The organism is Enterococcus sp. 3G6_DIV0642, from assembly GCF_002140635.1.
Lineage (GTDB): Bacteria > Bacillota > Bacilli > Lactobacillales > Enterococcaceae > Enterococcus_D > Enterococcus_D casseliflavus.
This window is the reverse complement of record NZ_NGLH01000001.1, coordinates 1,811,056-1,831,643: the sequence shown is the minus strand read 5'-3', so window position 1 is coordinate 1,831,643 and position 20,588 is coordinate 1,811,056. Positions and strand designations below refer to the sequence as shown.

The window sequence follows — 20,588 nt, the reverse complement described above, 5'->3', positions numbered from 1 at the left end:
AGGGCTGGCAATATGAGTAAAAGGCATAGACAAATAGGTCTTCCTATCAGCGGTATCTTTTTGATGGTCCTTTTGCTTATTGTGTTTCTTCAGCCGTATCGACTGGCGTTAGTCAGAGGAACGTCCATGCTGCCGACGATCGAGGATCGACAAGTTGTGCTGATTCATAAAAAGCGCCAGCCAAATCGCTATCAGCTGATCGCTTTCGAACAGGAAGGAAAATTTTTGATCAAGAGAGTGATTGGTGTGCCGGGGGATTCCTTCGTTCGTACACAGGAGCGTTTGTTGATTGGGGCGGAGGATACTGACTTTGATTTTTCATTTATGATCACTGTGAAGGATGAAGCCGTTGAGGCGTTGCCGATTCGGGGGTACCTCAAAGAAGATGAGTACTTTGTCGTTGGCGATGCACTGCTCACTTCAAGTGATAGTAGAGAATTTGGAATCATTTCAAGTAAAACCTTTTATGGTGTGGTGACCACGTTCTTCTGACACATCAGCTTTTTGAAAGGAAGTTTGCGATGATTCATTTCTTGCAACATATCAACAAGACTAAGTTTGTATCAAAATAGATGAATAAAACGAATTTTAGTTTTGATGGAAGGAAGAGACTGTGATTTTTATCTATATTGGGATGATACTGCTTGCCATTGGAGCAGGTAGTATCATCGGTTGGCGATTGTATCGAGAATATTTATTAAGAAAAGTTGAAAAGCAGCTGTCGTCAGATGCTTTAGCCAAAAGGAAACTGCGTTTATTTAAGCACAACCTGCGCAGTGGGCACCTGCTAATTGTATTGGGCTGCAGTAGTGCCATAATCGTAAGTGTCTTGCTACTAACAGTTTTTCAGCTGACAGGCGGCATTCATTTGCAAAAGCTGCAAGAAGAAACCAGTCAATTGAAAGAGGAAGTCTTCGCGCTAAGAACTGAACAAACGGAATGGATGCGTATGCCGATTTTTGCATATCCTGAGAACGGCTTTTCTTTTGAAGCGATTGATTGGGAGCATTTACTCGTCTCCAATGATCGTGAAGCACAGTTCGCAGCTGAATATGAGTTGGCCTATCAGTTATCACCATATCTAGGTCGCACTGTAGCGATGATTTTTGTTGATCAGCCTTTGCAAGAAATCTCGATTGTTCTATCTAGCAAATTACCATCAATTGATGACTTAAACGGATGGGAAGAGAATTTTTCTTATCTACTCCATGATATGCAGAACGTTCCCCTGATCACCCAAGGAACCTTCTCTGTCCAATTTTCCAAGGATTCTGATCAGTCCTTTGAGCAGACGATCATTCGTGACGAGAATGGGGTCTGGACCCTTTTAGAACGCAGATTCCCAAACACTGATGCTCAAGAAGTAGCCAACAACGAGAGGAGCGAGAGCATATCGTCTACTCCTCAAACGGATCAAAGTGAAACGATCAATACAAATGAACAAAAAGGCAGTGTGAAAAATTAATGATGAAAAAGAAAAACAAAGGTTTGTTTTCTGTCCAAAAGCTAATGGATGAAGTAAATCAATTATCCATAGAAGAGTTGAATGAATTTGAGGAGACAAATCAAGAAGAGGGAATCATTGAGGATCAAGGGTCCGCAAAGGCTACGCCTGAAAAAAAAGAGAAAGGAACCAATCGACAAGCGGACAATGAACTACCTAAAACCCAGAAAGAAACAGCGAAACCTGTCGCACAGACTTTAGCAAAACCGATTTCTCAGCAAAGAGTATCTGTTGATCAACAGACAGATCAAAGTGTCAAAAAGATAGCAGTGCAGCAAAAATCCTCTGGGAACCGTGATAACCACGCCAAGGATAGTCAACTCGTTGAAGATAAAGGAGAACGTATGGAGAAAGAATTGAGTATAAACCAGACACATCAGCAAGAGTCAGAAGAACAAGAAAAGGATCATATGATTGAAAATTTATCTTTTGAAATTAAAGAATTGATTTTAGAAAACGAGCAACTACAGGAAGAAAAAAAACAGTTAAAAAAACAGCAGAAGGTAGTGGCTCAACAAGAAGCAGAGGCAAAAGAATTAAAAGCTTCGCTAGTAGAAGCGAATAAGAAAGTCAAAGACCTAGAAGAACAGCTTAGAAAAGTAGATACAGAAAAACTTGAAGCAAAGATCCAGCAATTAGAAGCTAAGTTAGCTGTTCAGCAAGAAAAAGAGCAAAAAGAGAAACAAAATTACGAAAAGGAACGCGCTGAATGGACGTTGAAGCGGCAAGAAATCCAGCAGTTGCAAGAAGTAATTGCTGATTTGAAACAGCAATTGGCAGAAAAAGAAGAGCTTGCAGCAAAAGTTTCAGCTAGCGAATCAAATGAAGAAGTCGCAGAGCTTCAGGCGAAGATCGAAGCACTACGGGAAGAAAATGCAACCCTACAAATCGAAAACGAGCAGTTCCAAACAGAAATCAGTGAGGTTTTAGTCTTTGCTAGAAGAAAAGCAAATCGCACGATTCAAGAAGCGAAGATCGAATCTGAACGAATGATCCGTACGACAGAAATGCGGATCGATGGGATTCATGATCGTGCCAAAGAGATTCTTTTTGAAGTGAACGAGACGAAAGAAAATGTGATTCATTTATTTGACGATCTGCATAATCAAGTTTATCAGCTTTCCGATAAAAAATTGCTGTTTGAAGAGCTTGAAAAGTAAGCTTCTACATTTATATGGCAGGAATTAAAAAAAACAGTAGATCAGATTTTGATCTACTGTTTTTTTGCGATTCTCCATTATTCGACACTACCATCGTTTGGTTCCGGCGGGTCCGGTGGTGAGGAAGGATTATCCTCACTGCTGGAAGGTGTTGTTGAACCGGGATCCTGACTAGAAGCAGGAGGCGTAACGACCGATGATGAATCATCCTCATCAGGTGTTGTCACTGGTGGTGTTACTTCGCTTGATGATTCTGTTGTACTTGATGGTGTTGATTCGCTACTTTCTGTAGAAGGTGTCGTTGGTTCAACGTAGGAACTGCTGCTGGACGAACTTGGTGCTGAATAGCTTGGTTGGGTGTACGTCCCTTCAAGATAAAGCTCTCTTCCGATCCGTGTCAATCCGTCAGGCATTGTCCAGTCCGTGTTTTCTACAGAAGCAGAAACATAGCGCATCAATTCACGATAGACATCTGAAGCCACATGGGTACTACTATCAGTGATCGGTGTCATTTTGTCGTTGTAGCCTGTCCAAACCGCCAATGAGTAGGAGGGAGTATAGCCGGCAAAGGTAATATCAGGGTAGGCACCATTCGATGTATCCAGTTGTGCTAACTGGTCATCGGTGTAGTTGGACGTTCCCGTTTTCCCTGCTTGGTACAAACCATCGATTTGCGCGTTGGTTCCAGTTCCGACTGAAATAACATCTTTCAAGATATCGGTCACCATGTAAGCTGTCGTATCATCCATTGCTTCTTGACCAGAAACTTTAAAGGATTCTTCGTCTTCTGTACCATCTTGCATGACGATTTTATTGACGTACTGTGGTTCATAATAGGTGCCACCATTTGAAAACGCAGCATAAGCAGCGGCCATTTTCAGACTGGAGATCCCATACTTTGTGCCATCCAATTTATCTGTATTGCTGGAAATCGCATTGGATTGGGTGATCGTATCATATTCGATTCCTAAACCACTGAGAAAGTCTGCGATATTGTCCGCGCCGACTTCATCAAACAGCTTCACTGCCGGCACATTTCTAGACTCTGCTAGAGCGGTCCGCAAGGTGATATTGCCCATATATTGGCGATCCCAGTTGTAAACAGGAATATTCGTCCCTTTATACGTGTAAGGTTCATCTAAAATCATTCTACCCGTGGAATCTTGTAGAAATTGAAAGGCAGGGCCATAGTCTGTGATTGGTTTGACGGTCGAACCAAAGTCTCGTGCGACATTGACAGCCAGGTTATTTGCTAGAACATCATCAACATTACGGGCACCGATCTGAGCGGTCACCTTGCCTGTGTTGACATCAACTAAGGTAGCGGCAACTTGCATCTTGTCATCTGGGTAATCAACGTAGTCGTCACTGTTGACGATGTCATATAATCGTTTTTGTGCATCGATATCGACATTAGTATAAATATCTAAGCCGTCAGTATACACATCTTTCCCAGTTTTTTCTTTGACTTCAGCGATCACTTCGTTAAAGTAGTTGTCAAAGTATTTCCACTCTTGGTTTTCACGGGGATTGTCTTGCAAGCCTTCTTGAATATCCTCGGCAACGGCCGCATCATATTCCGCTTGCGTGATTTTTTCATTTTCCAGCATCGCACCTAAAACAACATCTCGCCGACTTTTCGCATTATCAGGATGCGCAAATGGGTCAAAAGCTGAAGGGGCATTTGGTAAACCCGCAATCAAAGCGGTTTGCGCAAGGTCTAGTTCAGCTAACGGCTTGCCGTAAAACTTCATTGCGGCCGTTTGCATCCCATATACACCATTGGACATATATACTTTATTGATGTAGTAAGTGAGGATCTCTTGTTTTGATTTCATTTGTTCAAGACGAACCGCCATCCATGCTTCTTGTGCTTTTCGACGTAATGTTTGGTCTTCAGCGCTGGTAGAAAAGAAGGACAGCTTGATCAATTGCTGTGTCAACGTACTTCCGCCTTGCATACCGCCGGTTGTGGCATTGGATAATGCGGAACCGACGATCCGAATCGGATCGACTCCGATATGCTGGTAGAAGCGGCGATCTTCGACAGAGACGATCGCGTCTTCCAGCAGTTGAGGAATCTCACTTGCTGTAATTTTCTCTCTGGTTTCACTACCGAATTCAGTGATCAATTCGCCATTTGACGCATAGAAACGAGAAGAAACCGTTGAATCCAAGCGTGTTTCATCAAGTGCAGGCGCATCTTTGGCATACCACCAGAATAACCCCATCCCGGATAGAATCCCGATACAGCCCAAGAAAAACAGCCCCATAAATACTTTTAAAAGAATACTCCCAATGCTTCGTTTGCCTTTTGCCTTAGGAGGCTTTGGTGCTTTTTTAGCTGTACCTTTTTTAGAATCATGCCGAGAGGTCCTCGATTGTGATCCATTTGCCATACTAATCATTCTCCTTCATCGTTAAAAATTGATCAACTGCTTTTAAATAGGGAATACGTGGCGCAATTGAAGGGATAATTTCAATCCCATTCGTTTCAATATAGGCCAGTGTCATTGATTTTTTTCCCGTTTCTTTTTGCAGGTGCCATTGAGAAACTAAGCACTTGCTATCGAGAAAAAAGCAGCGTTGTAGACTAGAAAACCATAAAAGAACAAAACATAAACCCGCTTGTTCCAAACAGTCTTCCATATGCTTGATTTGGTGTGGATGAAAATTTTTAAAGGGAAATGACGTTTTGTTTTGAGTCTCTTTCGCTTCAAAGTCGATATATTGCCCTTGATAAACCCCATTGTAATCAGTGGTGGATGCCTCGCGGAAATAGGCTTCTTTGATTACGGCGGCGCTTCTTCTTGGATAATCTACCTTCACGATTTGAATTGGTGTCGGTTTCTTATGAATGACAGCAAGTTTACGATTCAAATAATAAAGGTTGCTTTCATTGATCGCTTCTTCAAAACGCATCCCACGATTGGCATACGTTTTTGGCTTTATTAGTTTCTCTTGCATTTTTTGTTTTTTGCCGTCATCATAGGTAGTAGATTGTCCATTCGGGTAACGAATAACCATGTTGTTCACACTCCTAGGCAACATTATACCAAAAAGTCGTTTGGAAAGAAAAGAGATGACCAGAGAAACAATGAAAACCTTATACTTTACTGGCTATCGTAATTATGAATTAGGTGTCTTTCAAGCAAAAGATCCCAAGATTGCAGTTATTAAGAAAGTAATAATGTCGACTTTGACCAATTATGTCGAAGAAGGGTTAGAATGGCTCTTGATCAGCGGGAATCTTGGAGCGGAGCTGTGGTGTGCCGAAGCCGTTGAACAATTAAAACAAACATACCCAGAACTGAAACTAGGAATTATTTTTCCTTTTGAAGGGTTTGGTGAAAATTGGAACGAAACAAATCAGCAGGCACTGCAAACAGCGAAGTCATTTGCCGATTATGTCAATGCCACCAGCCATAAGCCTTACCAAGACCCCAGTCAATTAAGAAATCACACGGCATTTTTACTGGAGCATACCGAAGGCGCACTTGTGTTATATGATGACGAATTTCCAGGAAAACCTAATTATTTCTTAAGAGATGCCAAAGCTTATAGTGAGCAAAATCCCTACTTTATTCATCAAATAACAATGGATGACCTACAAAACGCAACATTTGATAGTAATTTACTTTGATTTTCGTATATTTTTTGATAGAATGGTCTAGAAAGTGAAAACCATTTGGAATAAACAATGAGGTGTAAATAATGGCAAATTTAATTTATAGTCCAAAAGATATTCTGCAACAAGAATTCAAAACAAAAATGCGCGGGTATGATCCAGTTGAAGTGGACGAGTTTTTAGATAATATCATTAAAGACTACGAAAGCTACAATAAAGAGATCTTAGCCCTGCAAGAAGAAAATGACCGTCTGACAGCGAAAATCGATCAATTGTCGAAAAACCAAGCGATCGCATCTCGTGTTCAACAAGAAGCGCCGAAAAGCCAAACCGTTACAAACTTTGATATTTTGAAACGTTTGTCGAATCTTGAAAAAGAAGTGTTTGGCAAAAAGCTTGATCGTGAATCAGAACCTGTCACTCGTTCTTCTTCCTACAACAGCAACTATACAAATGCTGATTTTGAAGATGACAACGAAAAAACCCGTCAATTCTAATCTAATGTAGAAAAGATAGTTGTGGTTTTCGGGTAATTGCGGCATAACTCGATTATGCTGAGGAAAGTCCATGCTCGCACAAGCTGAGATGCTTGTAGTGTTCGTGCCTAGCGAAACCATAAGCTAGGGTACTTGAGAAAGTAACGGCAGGAAAAATGGCTAAGGTGTAAGCTATGCCAAAGTATCCTTGAAAGTGCCACAGTGACGAAGCAAGGCGGGAAACCGTCTTGGTGGAACGCGGTAAACCCCTCGAGCGAGCAACCCAAACAATGGTAGGGGCACTTTTTGCACGGAAATGAACGGAGCAAGAAGGCAAGTAATTGCAGATAGATAATTACCCAGTGTTTTCTTCTCCCTGAGGAAAATACGGACAAAACATGGCTTATAGAAAATCACAACCTATCAGGGAATCCTTCCAGCAACGGAAGGTTTTTTTATACCAAGAAGGAGAGCGTTATGACTGAAAAAACATTTAATTGTATTGCCACCGCTGCGAGCGGTTTAGAAGCACTAGTGGGCAAAGAATTACGGGATTTAGGGATCGAGTGTGAGGTTGAAAACGGCCGAGCGCGCTTTAAAGGGACGATGGAGACCATTGCTACCGCGAACTTGTGGCTCCGTACAGCGGACCGTATCAAAATTGTCGTCGGGGAATTTGACGTATTGACTTTCGATCAGCTGTTTGAAGAAGTTAAAGCGTTACCGTGGGAAGACTTTTTACCTTTAGACGCTGAATTTCCAGTAGCTGGAAAATCAATCAAATCAAAATTGTATAGCGTACCTGATTGTCAAGCGATCACCAAAAAAGCAATCGTCAATCGCTTAAGAGAAGTATACCATCGTCCAGCAAGTGTGCCGCTGACTGAAACTGGCGCTTTTTTCCAATTAGAAGTCGCTTTATTGAAAGACCATGCGATGATCACATTGGATACGACTGGCCCTAGTTTGTTTAAACGTGGCTATCGTTTAGAAAAAGGAGGCGCGCCGCTGAAAGAAAACATGGCTGCGGCTTTAGTGATGCTGACAAATTGGTACAAAGACAAGCCGTTTGTCGATCCCGTTTGTGGATCAGGCACATTGTGCATTGAAGCAGCGTTGATCGGCCATAATATCGCCCCTGGCTTTAATCGGGAATTTGTTTGCGAAACGTGGGATTGGTTCCCAGCAGAAGTATTTGAAAAAGTACGGAAAGAAGCAGATGAAGCAGCAGATTATGATGTCGAATTAGATATTACCGGTTCGGATATCAATGGTCGAATGATTGAGATCGCCCGCAGAAATGCGGAAGAAATCGGTCTAGGAGACTCGATCACCTTCAAACAACAAGCCGTTAAAGACTTTAAAACAGAAAAAGAGTATGGTGTCGTTGTGGCTAACCCTCCTTATGGCGAACGCTTAGGAGAAGAAGCGTCCGTTCAGCGACTGTATCAGGAAATGGGCCAAGTGTTTCGACCGCTTAAAACCTGGAGCAAGTACTTTTTGACCAGTGACTTGACTTTTGAGACCCATTACGGCGAAAAAGCGACAAAAAAACGCAAATTATACAACGGTGCCATTCGTACCGATCTCTTCCAATACTGGGGACAACGTCCGCCACGCAAAAAGGAGTCTGCTGAATGAAAGAACAAGAATTTCTGAAAGAATTAAAAGAAATCGATCTATTACAACAAGCAATGGGGATCTTAGGTTGGGATAATCAAACAGGGATGCCAGAAAAAGCCAGTGATTACCGTGCGGAAGTTGACAGCTATTTATATGGTCTATACTTTGATAAAAAAGTGGGGGAACCAATCCAAGAAGCAATCAGCTATTTCGGGAAACACCCAGATGAATTATCAGAAGTAGGGAAAGCGGCGTATCAATTAGTCAAAGAAGAATTTGAATTGCAAAAAGATGTGCCCAATGAGTTGGCGATGGCGGCTTCCTCAGCTACGTCAAAAGCACATACTGCTTGGCTCAAAGCCCGTAAAGAAAAAAATTTTTCTTTATTTAAAGATGCTCTTTCTGAAAACATTCGCTTAACGAAAGAATTGATTCCTTATTGGAAGAAAAATGAGCTGACGAACTATGACGTCTTATTAAATCAATACGAACCGAATATGACGGTTGAGATCTTGGATAACGTATTCTCACAAGTGAGAGATGGTATCATGGATATTCGTCGTCAATTGGCTGAAAAAGGAACAGCGCCAGACACTTCGATCCTTTCACGTAAGATGACCGAAGCGCAACAACGTAAATTTATCTCAAAAGTGATCGCCGACTTAGGCTATGACTTTTCTCGCGGCCGTTTGGATAATACGGTCCACCCATTCGCTACGGGGATCAACCACAATGATGTACGGTTGACCACACGCTGGAGCGAAACTGACTTTTCGATGGGACTGTTCGGTGTGATTCATGAAGCTGGTCACGGGATGTACGAGCAAAACATCGATGAGAAATACGAAGGCACGCCTGTTCATGAAGGGGCGTCCATGGGAATCCACGAATCCCAATCGCTGTTTAATGAAATCATTATCGGCAGCAACCGCAATTTCTGGGCAAAGCAATACCCATTTTTCCAAGAATGTGCGGAAGGCACGTTTGATGATGTGTCTTTTGACACTTTCTATGACTCCTTAAAGCATTCAAAAGCTAGCTTGATCCGTATTGAAGCTGATAGTCTGACATATGTCATTCATATTATTATTCGTTACGAGATCGAAAAAATGATCTTTAACGAAACCGTATCGATCGATGAACTGCCAAAAATCTGGAATGACAAATACGAGGAATATTTAGGGATTCGTCCAGAAAATGACTTGGAAGGGATCTTACAAGACGTTCATTGGTCAGGTTCAAGCTTCGGGTATTTCCCATCCTATGCTCTAGGATATATGTATGCAGCGCAATTACTCCATGCCATGGAAAAAGAAATCAATGTCGATGAAGTGTTGGCTTCGGATGATTATTCACCGATTCGTAAATGGTTGACTGAAAATATCCATCAATATGGCGCATCCAAGAAACCAAATGAATTGATTTTAGATGCAACGGATGAATTATTGAATCCTCAATATCTATTAGACTATTTACGCAAGATCTATTTTAGCGTCTATAAAATCAGCGAGACGCAAGATTTCGCTTAAAAGTAACGAGTGGAAAGAAGCTTCGCAAGACGTTGCCGCCCCAATTATTTCATGGGGTGCTCGTCTTGTTGAACTTCTTTTCCTTTTGTATCAAACACCATCGAAAAAAGAAGGCTAGCTGCTTTCATATCGAAAGAAGGAAAAAAATGAAGGAAGAATACAATGTTGCCGATCTTAGCAAAGTAATTGCTTATGCCGAAAGTATTCTGGGGAATGATTACACAGGACATGGGTTTGATCATGTCAAACGAGTGGCTGGGTTAAGTCAAGCCATCATTGATGCCGACGAATTGGCAGTTGATTGCTTTGTCGTACAGGCGGCAGCCTATCTCCATGATACGGTGGATGACAAAGTTGTGGCGGATGTCACAGCGGCGTCTAATGAAGTGCGAGCTTGTTTGACCACAGCGGGAGCCAGTGAAGCACAAACGAAAGAAATTTTTTCTATTATCGAGAATCTGTCTTTTTCAAAAGAACTTTTGCAAGGCGCGCAAGTTGTCTCAGTAGAAGGCCGCGTCGTTCGTGATGCAGATCGTCTCGATGCTTTAGGTGCGATCGGTATTTTACGGACGAGTTATTTTGGTGGCAGTCATCAACACCCGATCCATGTCAGTGACTTAGCCCCAAAGACGTTTCAAAATCATGAAGATTACCGAAAAGGAACGACGGTGATCAATCATTTTTATGAGAAACTATTTTTGCTTCCTGAAAAGATGACCACGGCGTATGGCAAAAAAGAAGCCCAACGACGTGTGGCTTTCATGAAGGATTTTTTAGAAGAATTCTATGCAGAGTGGGATGTTTAACTTTGTTTAGAGTTTTTTAAACTGAAATTCGATTATTTCCTTTTTCCTCCATTGTTCTTTATAATAATAAGTACAAAGGAGGGATGGAAATGTACTACCAACAGGCATTACAACCGAATGAACTATTGCCAGCGATTTCCAATTCAGGGGAATGCTTTTTTGTCATTCGGGCTGAGCTACCCATCCGGCAATATCAAATCGCAGTCTATCTTTACGACGATCAATTCTTTTTGTTGCAAGATGATCGCTTGTTTGATCAAATCGACCAAATCTCTAGTGAAACATTAGGGGATGAAGAAGAGATTTTACCATTTATCGAAGAAGCGCTGGAAGAAAACCATTATTTATTAGTGGAAAAAGCGTTTATTCGTTTAGATCTATCTACTTTACAAAAGATGACCGATCTTACTAGTTTCGATATCTTGTTTTATGAATTTTTTGACTCATGGGGGGAAGAAGGATGAAACGGACTGAATACGTAACGCTACAAGACCAAACATTGATCGACCTATTCCAGCAGTTAGGAGAGGATGTTTCGAATCTCGAGTTGATCGATGAAGAAAAGAATATCGATGTGGTGGTTGTGTCGAATAGTGATTGGCAATATTTATTGGAGCAAGTCAATGATGATGTGAAAGAGTCTTTTGCTGATACCTCAGAGACAGACCTGGATGAAGAACTAGCCGACGAATAAACCTTTTTTTAGTTGATAAACTGTTTTACTACGAAAGTGGCGGATGGATCTTTAGAAGGGGTCTAGCAATCTAGGCAGCTTACCAAAAAAATACGAAGCGATCTCATTTCCCGTCAAGAGGAGCAAGATCAATTCGTATTTCTAGGTAAGTTGTTTTTATTTTGTCCGCAGACGAACGTTTTTGACTTTTAAATAGCCGCGAATCAAGTTGACAATCAGTAAAAGAATGCCCACAATCAATGGAATCGCTAATAAGTAAGGCGAGTAAAGGTGGGTTTCTTGCACGTGTTCAAGAGATGTTTTCTCCACTTCATTGATGGCTTGTTGAATGACTTGTAAACTAAATCCTGTCAGAAAACCAGCAATGATGAAAAGGACGAAGCCTAAATAGGGAATATCGGAAGACCGGCGAAAAAGAGCAAAAGCTGCATATAAAACCAAAAGGAATGCCGGTACGCCAAAGGCAAAATAGGGATTTAACATGGTTTTTTAACCTCCTTTTCTTTTATGATACTCCAAAATTTACGTTTTGGGAAATAGCGTGTAAGATAAAAAGAAAACGTGAAGGAGTTCTTTATGTCCGCTTATATTACCCCAATAAAGGTTGCCTTGCTGGTTTTTCCTTTCCTAGCATTGGCGATATCAATGATTTTTTTTGTTATCCAATATCGAAAATACGGTCGTTTTATCTTGTCACGCGCACTGGTTCTGTATTCATTTGTCTTCTATTTATTGTGCGCCTATTTCTTAGTTATCCTACCATTGCCCTCGATCGAAGAGGTAGCACAGATGACTGGTCCTAAGATGGAATTGCAGTTAGGGGCATCGTGGCAACATTTTGTCCAACAGACCGTCTTAAACATTCACGATCCGCAAACCTATCTTCCCGCTATGAAGCAGGGGGTCTTCCTTGAGCCACTCTTTAATTTATTGTTGACCTTACCATTTGGGGTCTATTTGCGTTATTACTTCAAATGTTCCTTTTTAAAAACACTCGTTATTACGTTTTGCTTGACGTTGTTTTTTGAATTAACGCAGTTGACGGGACTGTATTTTATTTATCCTCGTCCGTATCGCTTATTCGATGTCAATGATCTCTTTGTCAATACAGTTGGAGGGCTTGTGGGCTGGACGATCGCCCCACTTTTTACGTTCTTATTGCCATCAAGGGAAGAGATGGATGCGGATTCTTACGCCAAAGGCACTCGGGTGACTGTGACACGAAGGGTGTTTGCTTGGTTGATCGACTGGGGAATACTGAAAGTGGTCAGTTTTATTGTGGTGATCGCTGTTCGTTTGCTCACTCAACAGACGGTACGGGACTTTAGTGGGGACTATTGGTACTTTGCTCTTGAAGTGTTGCTGTACTTTGTGTTGTTGGCTTACCTTGCCAAAGGACAAACGATTGGAAAAAAACTCGTACGAATCAAAATCATGCAAGAAGGCCGTGAGCGTGTCAGCTTGGGGGCTTTATTGAAACGCTATGGTTTGTTTTATCTGATTTATGCCAGCATCAGTCGGGTCAATATCTTTTTCGCACCGTTTCTTGAGTCCAACAATCTGCTGCTTTTAGTCGTTAGTTTGTTGATGGTAGTTATTTTTGGGTTGATCCAGTTTGGTTTTTACTTGAATCTCTTGTGGGCAGCAATAAAAAAAGAAAGCCGCTTTTTCTATGAACGCCGCAGTGCAACGTATACTATCAGTACGATCGATCATCAATCGATTACAAAAGAAAGTTAGGAAAACAAGGCAACATATGCTATAATCCAAAGGATGCTAAAAGAAAGAAGGTGTTTGAATGTCTTTTGAGTCATTTAAATTTCAACCATTTATTTATGAAGCACTTGCTGATAAAAAGTTCTCTAAGCCAACAGAAGTGCAAGAAAAACTGATACCTGTTATCCAAAAAGGACGCAGTGTTGTAGGGCAATCACAGACCGGAAGTGGTAAGACCCACACATTTTTACTGCCATTGATGGATAAAATCGATGCCGAAAAAGATGAAGTGCAAGTAGTGATCACTGCACCGAGTCGTGAATTAGCCACGCAAATCTATCACGCCGCAAAACAAATCGGCGGATTTCATGATCCTGAAATTCGAGTGTCAAATTTCGTCGGAGGAACGGATAAGCAACGTCAATTAAGCCGTCTGCAAAATCAACAGCCCCATGTCGTGATTGGGACACCTGGTCGTATCCTGGATATGATCAACGAACAAGCGTTAGGGGTTCACACTGCCAATGTATTTGTCGTGGATGAAGCAGACATGACCTTGGATATGGGCTTTTTAGAAGAAGTCGATCAAATTGCGGGACGTTTGCCTGAGAAACTACAAATGCTGGTTTTCTCCGCAACGATTCCAGAGAAATTGCGCCCATTCTTGAAAAAATACATGGCCAATCCATTGATCGAAGAAATCAAATCGAAAGCAGTCATCTCTGATACGATCGAGAATTGGTTGATTTCTACCAAAGGGAAAAATACCAATAAATTGATCTACCAATTATTGACTACAGGCCATCCCTATCTTGCCATCGTTTTTGCCAACACGAAGAGCCGTGTGGATGAAATTACGGATTACTTAAAGGAACAAGGCTTAAAAGTAGCGAAGATCCACGGCGACATCAGTCCTCGTGAAAGAAAACGGATCATGCGCCAAGTGCAAAATTTGGACTACCAATATGTTGTCGCAACAGATTTAGCTGCGCGAGGAATTGATATTGAAGGGGTTTCTCATGTCATCAATGCTGAGATTCCAGCTGATTTAGACTTCTTTATCCACCGTGTTGGTCGGACCGGTCGAAACCAAATGGATGGGACCGCGATCACGTTATATGATCCAAGCGATGAAGGAGCAATCCAAGCCATCGAAGATTTAGGGGTTGTTTTCCAACCGAAGGAAATCAAAAATGGCGAGATCGTTGCGACTTACGATCGGAATCGTCGGCAAAAGCGGGAAAAATCTCGTGACGAATTAGACCCAACCTTGATTGGCTTAGTCAAGAAAAAGAAGAAAAAAATCAAGCCTGGCTACAAGAAAAAAATTCAATGGGCTGTTGATAAGAAGAACAAAGAAAAACGGAAGATCGAACGTCGTCAAACGACTCGAACTGCCCGCAAAAACAAGAAAAATTCGAATAGTTAATGGTTACCAAAACAGCAGTCATGTAAGGGGTGTTCTCTTACTTGACTGCTGTTTTTAATTGTTTGGTCATTTCTACACACAATACACCATCTTCAGTATAGGGCTCGGATTTTTTTTGATACCCACAGGATTCATAAAACGCACAAGCGTCGATCTCTGCGGATAACACTGATTGGAGGGCACCCTCTTGGACACCACGCATTTCGAGATAATGCAATAATTTGGTGCCGTATCCTTGGTGCCGATAGGCCTTGGCTACGCAAAAGCGATCAGGTTGCAGAGTGTTCGGTGAAGAGAATTGATAGCGAATGGTCGCGATCGGGATGCGTCCATCTAGCCAAAGAAAGTATGGGCAAGATTGGTCTTTTTCATCAAATTCCCATTCTATAGGGATGTGCTGTTCTTCCACAAAAACGGCTTGCCGCAGGGCGAAAACCGCTTGTAGCATCCACGGACTGCGTCCAAAATAAAGCATCAGTCGTTTTCCTCCTTTTTCGTGGTATACTCGTTATATAGTAATTGTAGCAGATGAGAGGAGAAATGACGTGGATTTTTTTGAGGCGTTACAATGGTCAAATTGGAAGACACTGTCCTTTGAAATCAAAGAACAGCTGATCCAGCAAATTTTAATGTATTTTGTCAGTCCTTTAAAGGAGATCACCGATGTCCATTTTAGTCAGTTGACGTATGCAGGGTTGAAATGTGCGACCTTTGAATTAACGATCGATGGCGAAGACTTTGTCTTTATACCAGGGAACTCTGAGGCGATCTTAGGTTGGGATCTCGGTGTGCAAGGATTACCAGCTACTTGCTGGAGTAAAAATTGGCAGTCAGCCCCCAACGAGATCATTCGCCAGCTGGAAACAATCTATGAGTTAGAAACCAGCCAGGATTGGGGGATTTTTGTCAATGAGTCTACGAGCCCTTTGCGCAAAGCTGTGATTGATCCTATGCTAGTCCAAAAAAGTTCTCTGCCTGCTGGCGCAAGGTATATCGGGCAGTTAAATACAATCACTGGGGAGTTTCACGGGTTAGTCGATCAATTCAGTGTTTTCGAAAAAGAGCTAAAGGCACAATTCACAGCACCAGCGTCCTTTGAGGAAAGCTTGCGTTGGGAATTACCCGCTTTTTACCACGAAGAGAATCGCTATTTTGCTGCACTAGAGCCGTTATCGGAAACCTATCAGTTATTTACCCACGAATCCGTCAGTCAAACAGAATTGAAACAGCAGTTAGATAAACAAGGCTTTCAGCTACTATCAGAGGATCAATGGGAATACGTTTGCGGTGCTGCGACTCGGCGACTTTTTCGCTGGGGCAATGAAAAGTCCTGCGACGATGGTGTCTCTTTGTCAACCGCTGAATTGCTTGAACCGAATTTATTTGGCTGCACCTATGGGCTTGCGGATGCGTGGGAGCTGACAGATGGCTTGTCTTTAAAAATGGAGAACTGGCAGATTTGTGGGCATCCTTTATTCGATGCCTTGCCATATGCCAGTTATTACCGTTCACGGAAAATGCTGCAGCCAGATCAAAAGCTTTCTCCGCAAAGCTATCGTTACCGCAAAGCGATTCTGATCAACAAAGAACGGATTTGAGGATTGACTTTTTCGACACATTTCCTTATACTTTGAATGACGAAGGATATGGTCGGTTTGATGATTCATTACAGAAAGTTTTTCATTGCTGAGAGAAAAACATGAATTCAGACGGATTGCTCCCTTTGGTGCTCAACTGTAGCAGAAATGTTGCCGTCCACTCCGCGTTAACGAGTCTAAGAGGTAATGAGTCACATCATTGCAAGCAAGGTGGTACCGCGTATCGACGTCCTTGCTCTGCAATGGTGTTTTTTTTCGTCAAAATGACTCGACAGGCATAAGAGCGCCTTACCAGCAATTTTGTCAGCCCCTGTATCTTAAGCGAACACAGAAGAAAGTAGGAGAATAACGTGAAACAATTATCCAGTGCAGAAGTACGCCAAATGTTTTTGGACTTCTTTCAATCAAAAGGTCATTCAATTGAACCAAGTGCGTCCCTTGTCCCAGTCAACGATCCAACCCTATTATGGATCAATTCAGGAGTGGCAACGCTAAAAAAATATTTTGATGGCAGTGTTGTTCCTGAAAACCCAAGAATTACCAATGCGCAAAAATCGATTCGGACCAACGATATTGAAAATGTTGGGAAAACAGCGAGACACCATACGATGTTTGAAATGCTAGGCAACTTTTCGATCGGCGATTACTTTAAAAATGAAGCGATTCATTGGGCCTGGGAGTTTTTGACATCACCAGAATGGATGGCTTTTGATCCAGAAAAATTATATGTCACGGTTTATCCAAAAGACACAGAAGCAAAACGGATCTGGGCAGAAGAAGTCGGCTTGACACCAGAGCATATCGTTGAGATTGAAGACAACTTTTGGGACATCGGTGCAGGACCATGTGGACCAGATTCAGAGATTTTCTATGACCGTGGTCCTGAGTTTAATGACGTAGCGGAAGATGATCCCGAAAACTATCCTGGTGGCGAAAATGAACGCTATTTGGAAATCTGGAATCTGGTCTTTTCAGAATTCAATCATCAACCAGATGGCTCCTATGAACCACTACCACATAAAAACATTGATACGGGGATGGGGCTGGAACGAATGGTTTCCATCGTTCAAAATGCACTAACCAATTTTGAAACAGACTTGTTTCTGCCGATCATTAATGCAGTGGCAGATTTAAGCGGTCGTGTGAACTACGGCGACAGCAAAACGACAGATATCTCCTTTAAAGTGATTGCAGACCATATCCGCGCGCTTTCTTTTGCGATCGGCGATGGGGCACTTCCTTCAAATGAAGGCCGTGGCTATGTTTTACGTCGTTTATTACGTCGTGCAGTCATGCATGGGAAAAAATTAGGGATCGATGCTGCCTTCTTATACAAATTAGTACCGATCGTTGGCGAGATCATGGAAAGCTACTATCCTGAAGTACTAGAGCAGCAAGAATTTATTGAGAAAGTGATCCGCAACGAGGAAGAACGTTTCCATGAAACCATCAATGAAGGGTTAGATATTTTAAATCAAGTGATCGCCCAAGTAAAAGCAGACGGTCAAGATACGTTAGCTGGTCAAGATATTTTCAAATTGTATGACACTTACGGCTTCCCAGTTGAATTGACAGAAGAAGTGGCGGAAGACGAAGGGTTGAAAGTGGACCACCAAGGGTTTGAACAAGAAATGGATGCACAACGTGCCCGTGCTCGTGCAGCTCGACAAACGGAGCTTTCAATGGGCGTACAATCCGCTTTATTGACAGATATCAAAGTAGACAGCCGTTTCGTTGGCTATGATTCACTTGAAGCAAACAGCGAATTATTAGTGATCATCCAAGACGAAGCGTTACATGATTCTGTTTCGACAGGTGAAGCAAAACTGATTTTTGCCGAAACACCATTTTACGCAGAAATGGGTGGACAAGTTGCGGACACAGGCATGATCGTAGCAGAAGATGGTACGATCGTAGCGGAAGTGACGGATGTCAAAAAAGCACCGAACGGTCAGTTCTTGCATACTGCTACAATCAAAGCGCCACTACAAGAAGGCATGAACTATTTCTTACAAGTGGATCAGCATCGTCGCAATAAGATCATTAAAAATCATACAGCGACTCACTTATTGCATAAAGCCTTAAAAGAAGTATTGGGCAGCCATGCGAACCAAGCAGGTTCATTAGTTGCTCCAGGACATTTGCGCTTTGACTTTAGTCATTTTGGGCAAGTGACCAGCGAAGAGCTGAGCCAAATGGAACAAATCGTAAACCAGAAAATTTGGGAAGCTCTTCCTGTTGTGACGATCGAAACGGATATCGATACCGCAAAAGGCATGGGAGCGATGGCACTCTTTGGTGAAAAATATGGGCATGACGTTCGCGTCGTCAATGTTGCCGATTGGTCGATCGAATTATGTGGGGGAACCCATGTAGCAAATACGGAGGATATCGGTATTTTCAAAATCGTTTCTGAATCAGGGATCGGTGCTGGTGTTCGTCGGATTGAAGCAGTGACTAGTCAAGAAGCTTATACGTTATTGCATGAAGAAGAAGCGCAATTAAAAGCAATTGCAGGGATCGTTAAATCCGCCCAATTAAAAGAAGTCGTTGCCAAAACAGAACAACTGCAAGCGCAGCTGCGTGAATTGCAAAAAGAAAACGAAGCTCTTGCCAGCAAGTTAGCAAACCAGCAAGCAGGGGATGTTTTCAAGGATGTCAAAGAAGTAAATGGTCTGCGTCTGATCACAGCAAAAGTGACTGTAAAGGACATGAACCAATTACGTCAACTAGCTGACCAATGGAAACAAAAAGACCATTCTGATATTTTAGTGTTAGCTACCGCGAATGATGGCAAAGTGAATCTTTTAGCTGCCATGAAGAAAGCAGCCAACGAAAAAGGATTGAAAGCGGGCGATTTGATCAAAGAGATCGCACCTAAAGTTGGCGGCGGCGGTGGCGGCCGTCCTGATATGGCACAAGCCGGCGGGAAGAATCCAGAAGGAATCGCAGCAGCACTTGAGACAGCAGCAGCGTGGTTAGCTGCCAAGTAAGCACACTATGGTTGAATCTATACCCGCGAGTTCCTTTCCTTTAAGAAGATAGGTGAAAGAGGAGCGTAGGTCTTTAACACATTCCTTTTTTGAACGAAGATGACGGAGGGGGAGACCCTTCCGTTATCTTTTTCCTTTTTTCCTACGTGTTATCTGAAAATGCGTTTGATAATTGAAGGGAATTCGCTTTTTTTTTCGAAAAAACGATACGAATAGTTGTTTAATTGAATTCCTTCGGGGTAAAATAAGAAAGATGGTTTTTTGAGAGGGTGATGATTTGCTAAACTTTTTTTTAGATCGTAGCAAAAAAAATGGTGTCTACGAACGTACAGCCATCGGGAAATTAGCAGGTAGCCTCGGGTTGCTTTCCAACCTACTATTATTTGCTGGGAAATTTATCATTGGCTTATCTGCCCAGTCTGTTTCGATTATGGCAGATGCCATCAACAGTCTTTCAGATACCGCTTCGTCTATTTTAACATTGATCGGTTTTCAGATCTCTGCGAAACCAGCCGACAGTGAACATCCATATGGTCATGAGCGATTTGAAGCCATCAGTGGGTTTGTAGTATCTTTGATCATCACGTTTGTTGGCGGCCAATTTCTCATCAGCTCTGTGCAACGCATCATGGAACCGACGAGTATCCGTTTTTCCCCACTATTGTTTATCGTTTTGGTCTTATCGATTTTGATCAAAATCTGGCAGGGAGCGATGTACCGCAAGCTGGCGAACCTGATCGGCTCTCAAACACTTAAAGCCAGCGGACAAGACAGTCTCAACGATGTGTATACAACGGGGGCAGTTTTGTTTTCAGCGACGATCGAGTGGCTGACTGGCCTACGTATCGATGGCTTTGTCGGCTGTCTGATTGCCTTGTATATTTTGATTAGCGGAATCAAAATGATTCGTTCCTTTATCAACGAATTATTAGGGGCACGCCCAACCCAAGAAGAAGTAGCTGCCATGGAGCAACGCTTGGATCACTATCCGACGATTCTCGGTTACCATGATTTACTGGTTCATAATTATGGACCGAAAAATCGCTTTGCCAGTGTGCATATCGAAGTGGATGAAACGTGGTCTTTACGAGAAGCGCATGAGGTGATTGATGCGATTGAACAAGATTTTCGCCAATCTTTAAAGGTCGACCTGGTCTGTCATCTTGATCCAGTACCAATTCAAGATCAGCAGTATCGGCATTTAAAAAAAGAAGTGTCAAAGATCATTCGCTTCGTTGACCCACAGTTACGGATGCATGATTTTCAGGTCAAAGGAGATCTGTTGGCTTTTGATTTAGTGATTCCCGCAAAATCGGCGTATAGTGATCAAGAAATCGAAGAAATGCTGAAACAAAAAATCAAAGAAACACTAGGGGACTATGAATTGAAGCTTGCTTTCGATCACAGTTACCTATTATAGGGTTACAGGATA

The 20,588-nt window shown here is 42.2% G+C and carries 19 protein-coding genes and 1 other RNA gene; 16 read left to right on the top strand and 4 right to left on the bottom strand.

The window, feature by feature from the left end; genetic code table 11:
* Window positions 1-12: 12 nt before the first annotated feature.
* From lepB to A5878_RS08750, 3 genes are all read left to right on the top strand, one after another.
* Window positions 13-492 (top strand): signal peptidase I, encoded by a 480-nt coding sequence (lepB, locus tag A5878_RS08760; protein WP_086295423.1) that lies wholly within the window; start codon window positions 13-15, stop codon window positions 490-492.
* A 121-nt stretch (window positions 493-613) separates the two neighbouring features.
* Window positions 614-1,465 carry a hypothetical protein gene (locus A5878_RS08755; RefSeq protein ID WP_256925782.1) on the top strand — a complete coding sequence of 284 codons (852 nt, stop codon included), beginning with the start codon at window positions 614-616 and terminating at the stop codon, window positions 1,463-1,465.
* Window positions 1,465-2,664 carry a hypothetical protein gene (locus A5878_RS08750; RefSeq protein WP_086295421.1) on the top strand — a complete coding sequence of 400 codons (1,200 nt, stop codon included), beginning with the start codon at window positions 1,465-1,467 and terminating at the stop codon, window positions 2,662-2,664. The genes A5878_RS08755 and A5878_RS08750 overlap by 1 nt, the downstream gene beginning before the upstream one ends.
* 77 nt (window positions 2,665-2,741) lie before the next feature.
* On the opposite strand, the gene A5878_RS08745 is transcribed toward A5878_RS08750, so the two are convergent.
* Together A5878_RS08745 and recU are read right to left on the bottom strand one after the other, a co-directional pair.
* Window positions 2,742-5,063 carry a PBP1A family penicillin-binding protein gene (locus A5878_RS08745; RefSeq protein ID WP_034857413.1) on the bottom strand — a complete coding sequence of 774 codons (2,322 nt, stop codon included), beginning with the start codon at window positions 5,061-5,063 and terminating at the stop codon, window positions 2,742-2,744.
* A 1-nt stretch (window position 5,064) separates the two neighbouring features.
* Window positions 5,065-5,691 carry a Holliday junction resolvase RecU gene (gene recU / locus A5878_RS08740; RefSeq protein WP_015509744.1) on the bottom strand — a complete coding sequence of 209 codons (627 nt, stop codon included), beginning with the start codon at window positions 5,689-5,691 and terminating at the stop codon, window positions 5,065-5,067.
* 70 nt (window positions 5,692-5,761) lie between these two features.
* On the opposite strand from recU, the gene A5878_RS08735 reads away from it, so the two are divergent.
* From A5878_RS08735 to A5878_RS08700, 8 genes are all read left to right on the top strand, one after another.
* Window positions 5,762-6,307: a DUF1273 domain-containing protein gene (locus A5878_RS08735; protein WP_005226143.1), complete on the top strand. Its 546-nt coding sequence runs from the start codon at window positions 5,762-5,764 to the stop codon at window positions 6,305-6,307.
* Between the two features lie 71 nt (window positions 6,308-6,378).
* Window positions 6,379-6,789 carry a cell division regulator GpsB gene (gene gpsB / locus A5878_RS08730; protein WP_005226142.1) on the top strand — a complete coding sequence of 137 codons (411 nt, stop codon included), beginning with the start codon at window positions 6,379-6,381 and terminating at the stop codon, window positions 6,787-6,789.
* 24 nt (window positions 6,790-6,813) lie between these two features.
* Window positions 6,814-7,179: RNase P RNA component class B (rnpB, locus tag A5878_RS08725), an RNA gene on the top strand.
* A 66-nt stretch (window positions 7,180-7,245) separates the two neighbouring features.
* Window positions 7,246-8,409, top strand: coding sequence for a class I SAM-dependent RNA methyltransferase (locus tag A5878_RS08720; protein ID WP_010748389.1), 1,164 nt, complete (start codon window positions 7,246-7,248; stop codon window positions 8,407-8,409).
* Window positions 8,406-9,920 carry a carboxypeptidase M32 gene (locus A5878_RS08715; RefSeq protein WP_086295419.1) on the top strand — a complete coding sequence of 505 codons (1,515 nt, stop codon included), beginning with the start codon at window positions 8,406-8,408 and terminating at the stop codon, window positions 9,918-9,920. The genes A5878_RS08720 and A5878_RS08715 overlap by 4 nt, the downstream gene beginning before the upstream one ends.
* A gap of 146 nt (window positions 9,921-10,066) precedes the next feature.
* Complete coding sequence (locus A5878_RS08710) at window positions 10,067-10,726, top strand: HD domain-containing protein (RefSeq protein WP_005226139.1); 660 nt, start codon at window positions 10,067-10,069, stop codon at window positions 10,724-10,726.
* 83 nt (window positions 10,727-10,809) lie between these two features.
* Window positions 10,810-11,190 carry a hypothetical protein gene (locus tag A5878_RS08705; RefSeq protein WP_005226138.1) on the top strand — a complete coding sequence of 127 codons (381 nt, stop codon included), beginning with the start codon at window positions 10,810-10,812 and terminating at the stop codon, window positions 11,188-11,190.
* Complete coding sequence (locus tag A5878_RS08700) at window positions 11,187-11,420, top strand: hypothetical protein (RefSeq protein WP_010748385.1); 234 nt, start codon at window positions 11,187-11,189, stop codon at window positions 11,418-11,420. The genes A5878_RS08705 and A5878_RS08700 overlap by 4 nt, the downstream gene beginning before the upstream one ends.
* A gap of 156 nt (window positions 11,421-11,576) precedes the next feature.
* On the opposite strand, the gene A5878_RS08695 is transcribed toward A5878_RS08700, so the two are convergent.
* Window positions 11,577-11,903 carry a hypothetical protein gene (locus tag A5878_RS08695; RefSeq protein WP_010748384.1) on the bottom strand — a complete coding sequence of 109 codons (327 nt, stop codon included), beginning with the start codon at window positions 11,901-11,903 and terminating at the stop codon, window positions 11,577-11,579.
* Between the two features lie 93 nt (window positions 11,904-11,996).
* Between A5878_RS08695 and A5878_RS08690 the strand changes: the two genes are divergently transcribed.
* Window positions 11,997-13,160: a VanZ family protein gene (locus A5878_RS08690; protein ID WP_074535775.1), complete on the top strand. Its 1,164-nt coding sequence runs from the start codon at window positions 11,997-11,999 to the stop codon at window positions 13,158-13,160.
* Between the two features lie 58 nt (window positions 13,161-13,218).
* On the top strand, window positions 13,219-14,565 hold the full coding sequence (locus tag A5878_RS08685; RefSeq protein ID WP_005226134.1) for a DEAD/DEAH box helicase: 1,347 nt from the start codon (window positions 13,219-13,221) through the stop codon (window positions 14,563-14,565).
* A 37-nt stretch (window positions 14,566-14,602) separates the two neighbouring features.
* Here the strand turns inward: A5878_RS08685 and A5878_RS08680 are convergent, their stop codons facing one another.
* A complete protein-coding gene (locus A5878_RS08680) occupies window positions 14,603-15,040 on the bottom strand; it encodes a GNAT family N-acetyltransferase (protein ID WP_074535776.1) in 438 nt (145 codons plus the stop codon).
* A 70-nt stretch (window positions 15,041-15,110) separates the two neighbouring features.
* On the opposite strand from A5878_RS08680, the gene A5878_RS08675 reads away from it, so the two are divergent.
* The 3 genes from A5878_RS08675 (at window position 15,111) to A5878_RS08665 (ending at window position 20,576) form a co-directional block, all read left to right on the top strand.
* Window positions 15,111-16,163: a hypothetical protein gene (locus A5878_RS08675; RefSeq protein ID WP_074535777.1), complete on the top strand. Its 1,053-nt coding sequence runs from the start codon at window positions 15,111-15,113 to the stop codon at window positions 16,161-16,163.
* A gap of 350 nt (window positions 16,164-16,513) precedes the next feature.
* A complete protein-coding gene (gene alaS / locus A5878_RS08670; RefSeq protein WP_086295417.1) occupies window positions 16,514-19,156 on the top strand; it encodes an alanine--tRNA ligase in 2,643 nt (880 codons plus the stop codon).
* 277 nt (window positions 19,157-19,433) lie between these two features.
* Entirely contained in the window at window positions 19,434-20,576 is a 1,143-nt protein-coding gene (locus A5878_RS08665; protein WP_086295415.1) for a cation diffusion facilitator family transporter, read from the top strand.
* Window positions 20,577-20,588 lie beyond the last annotated feature (12 nt).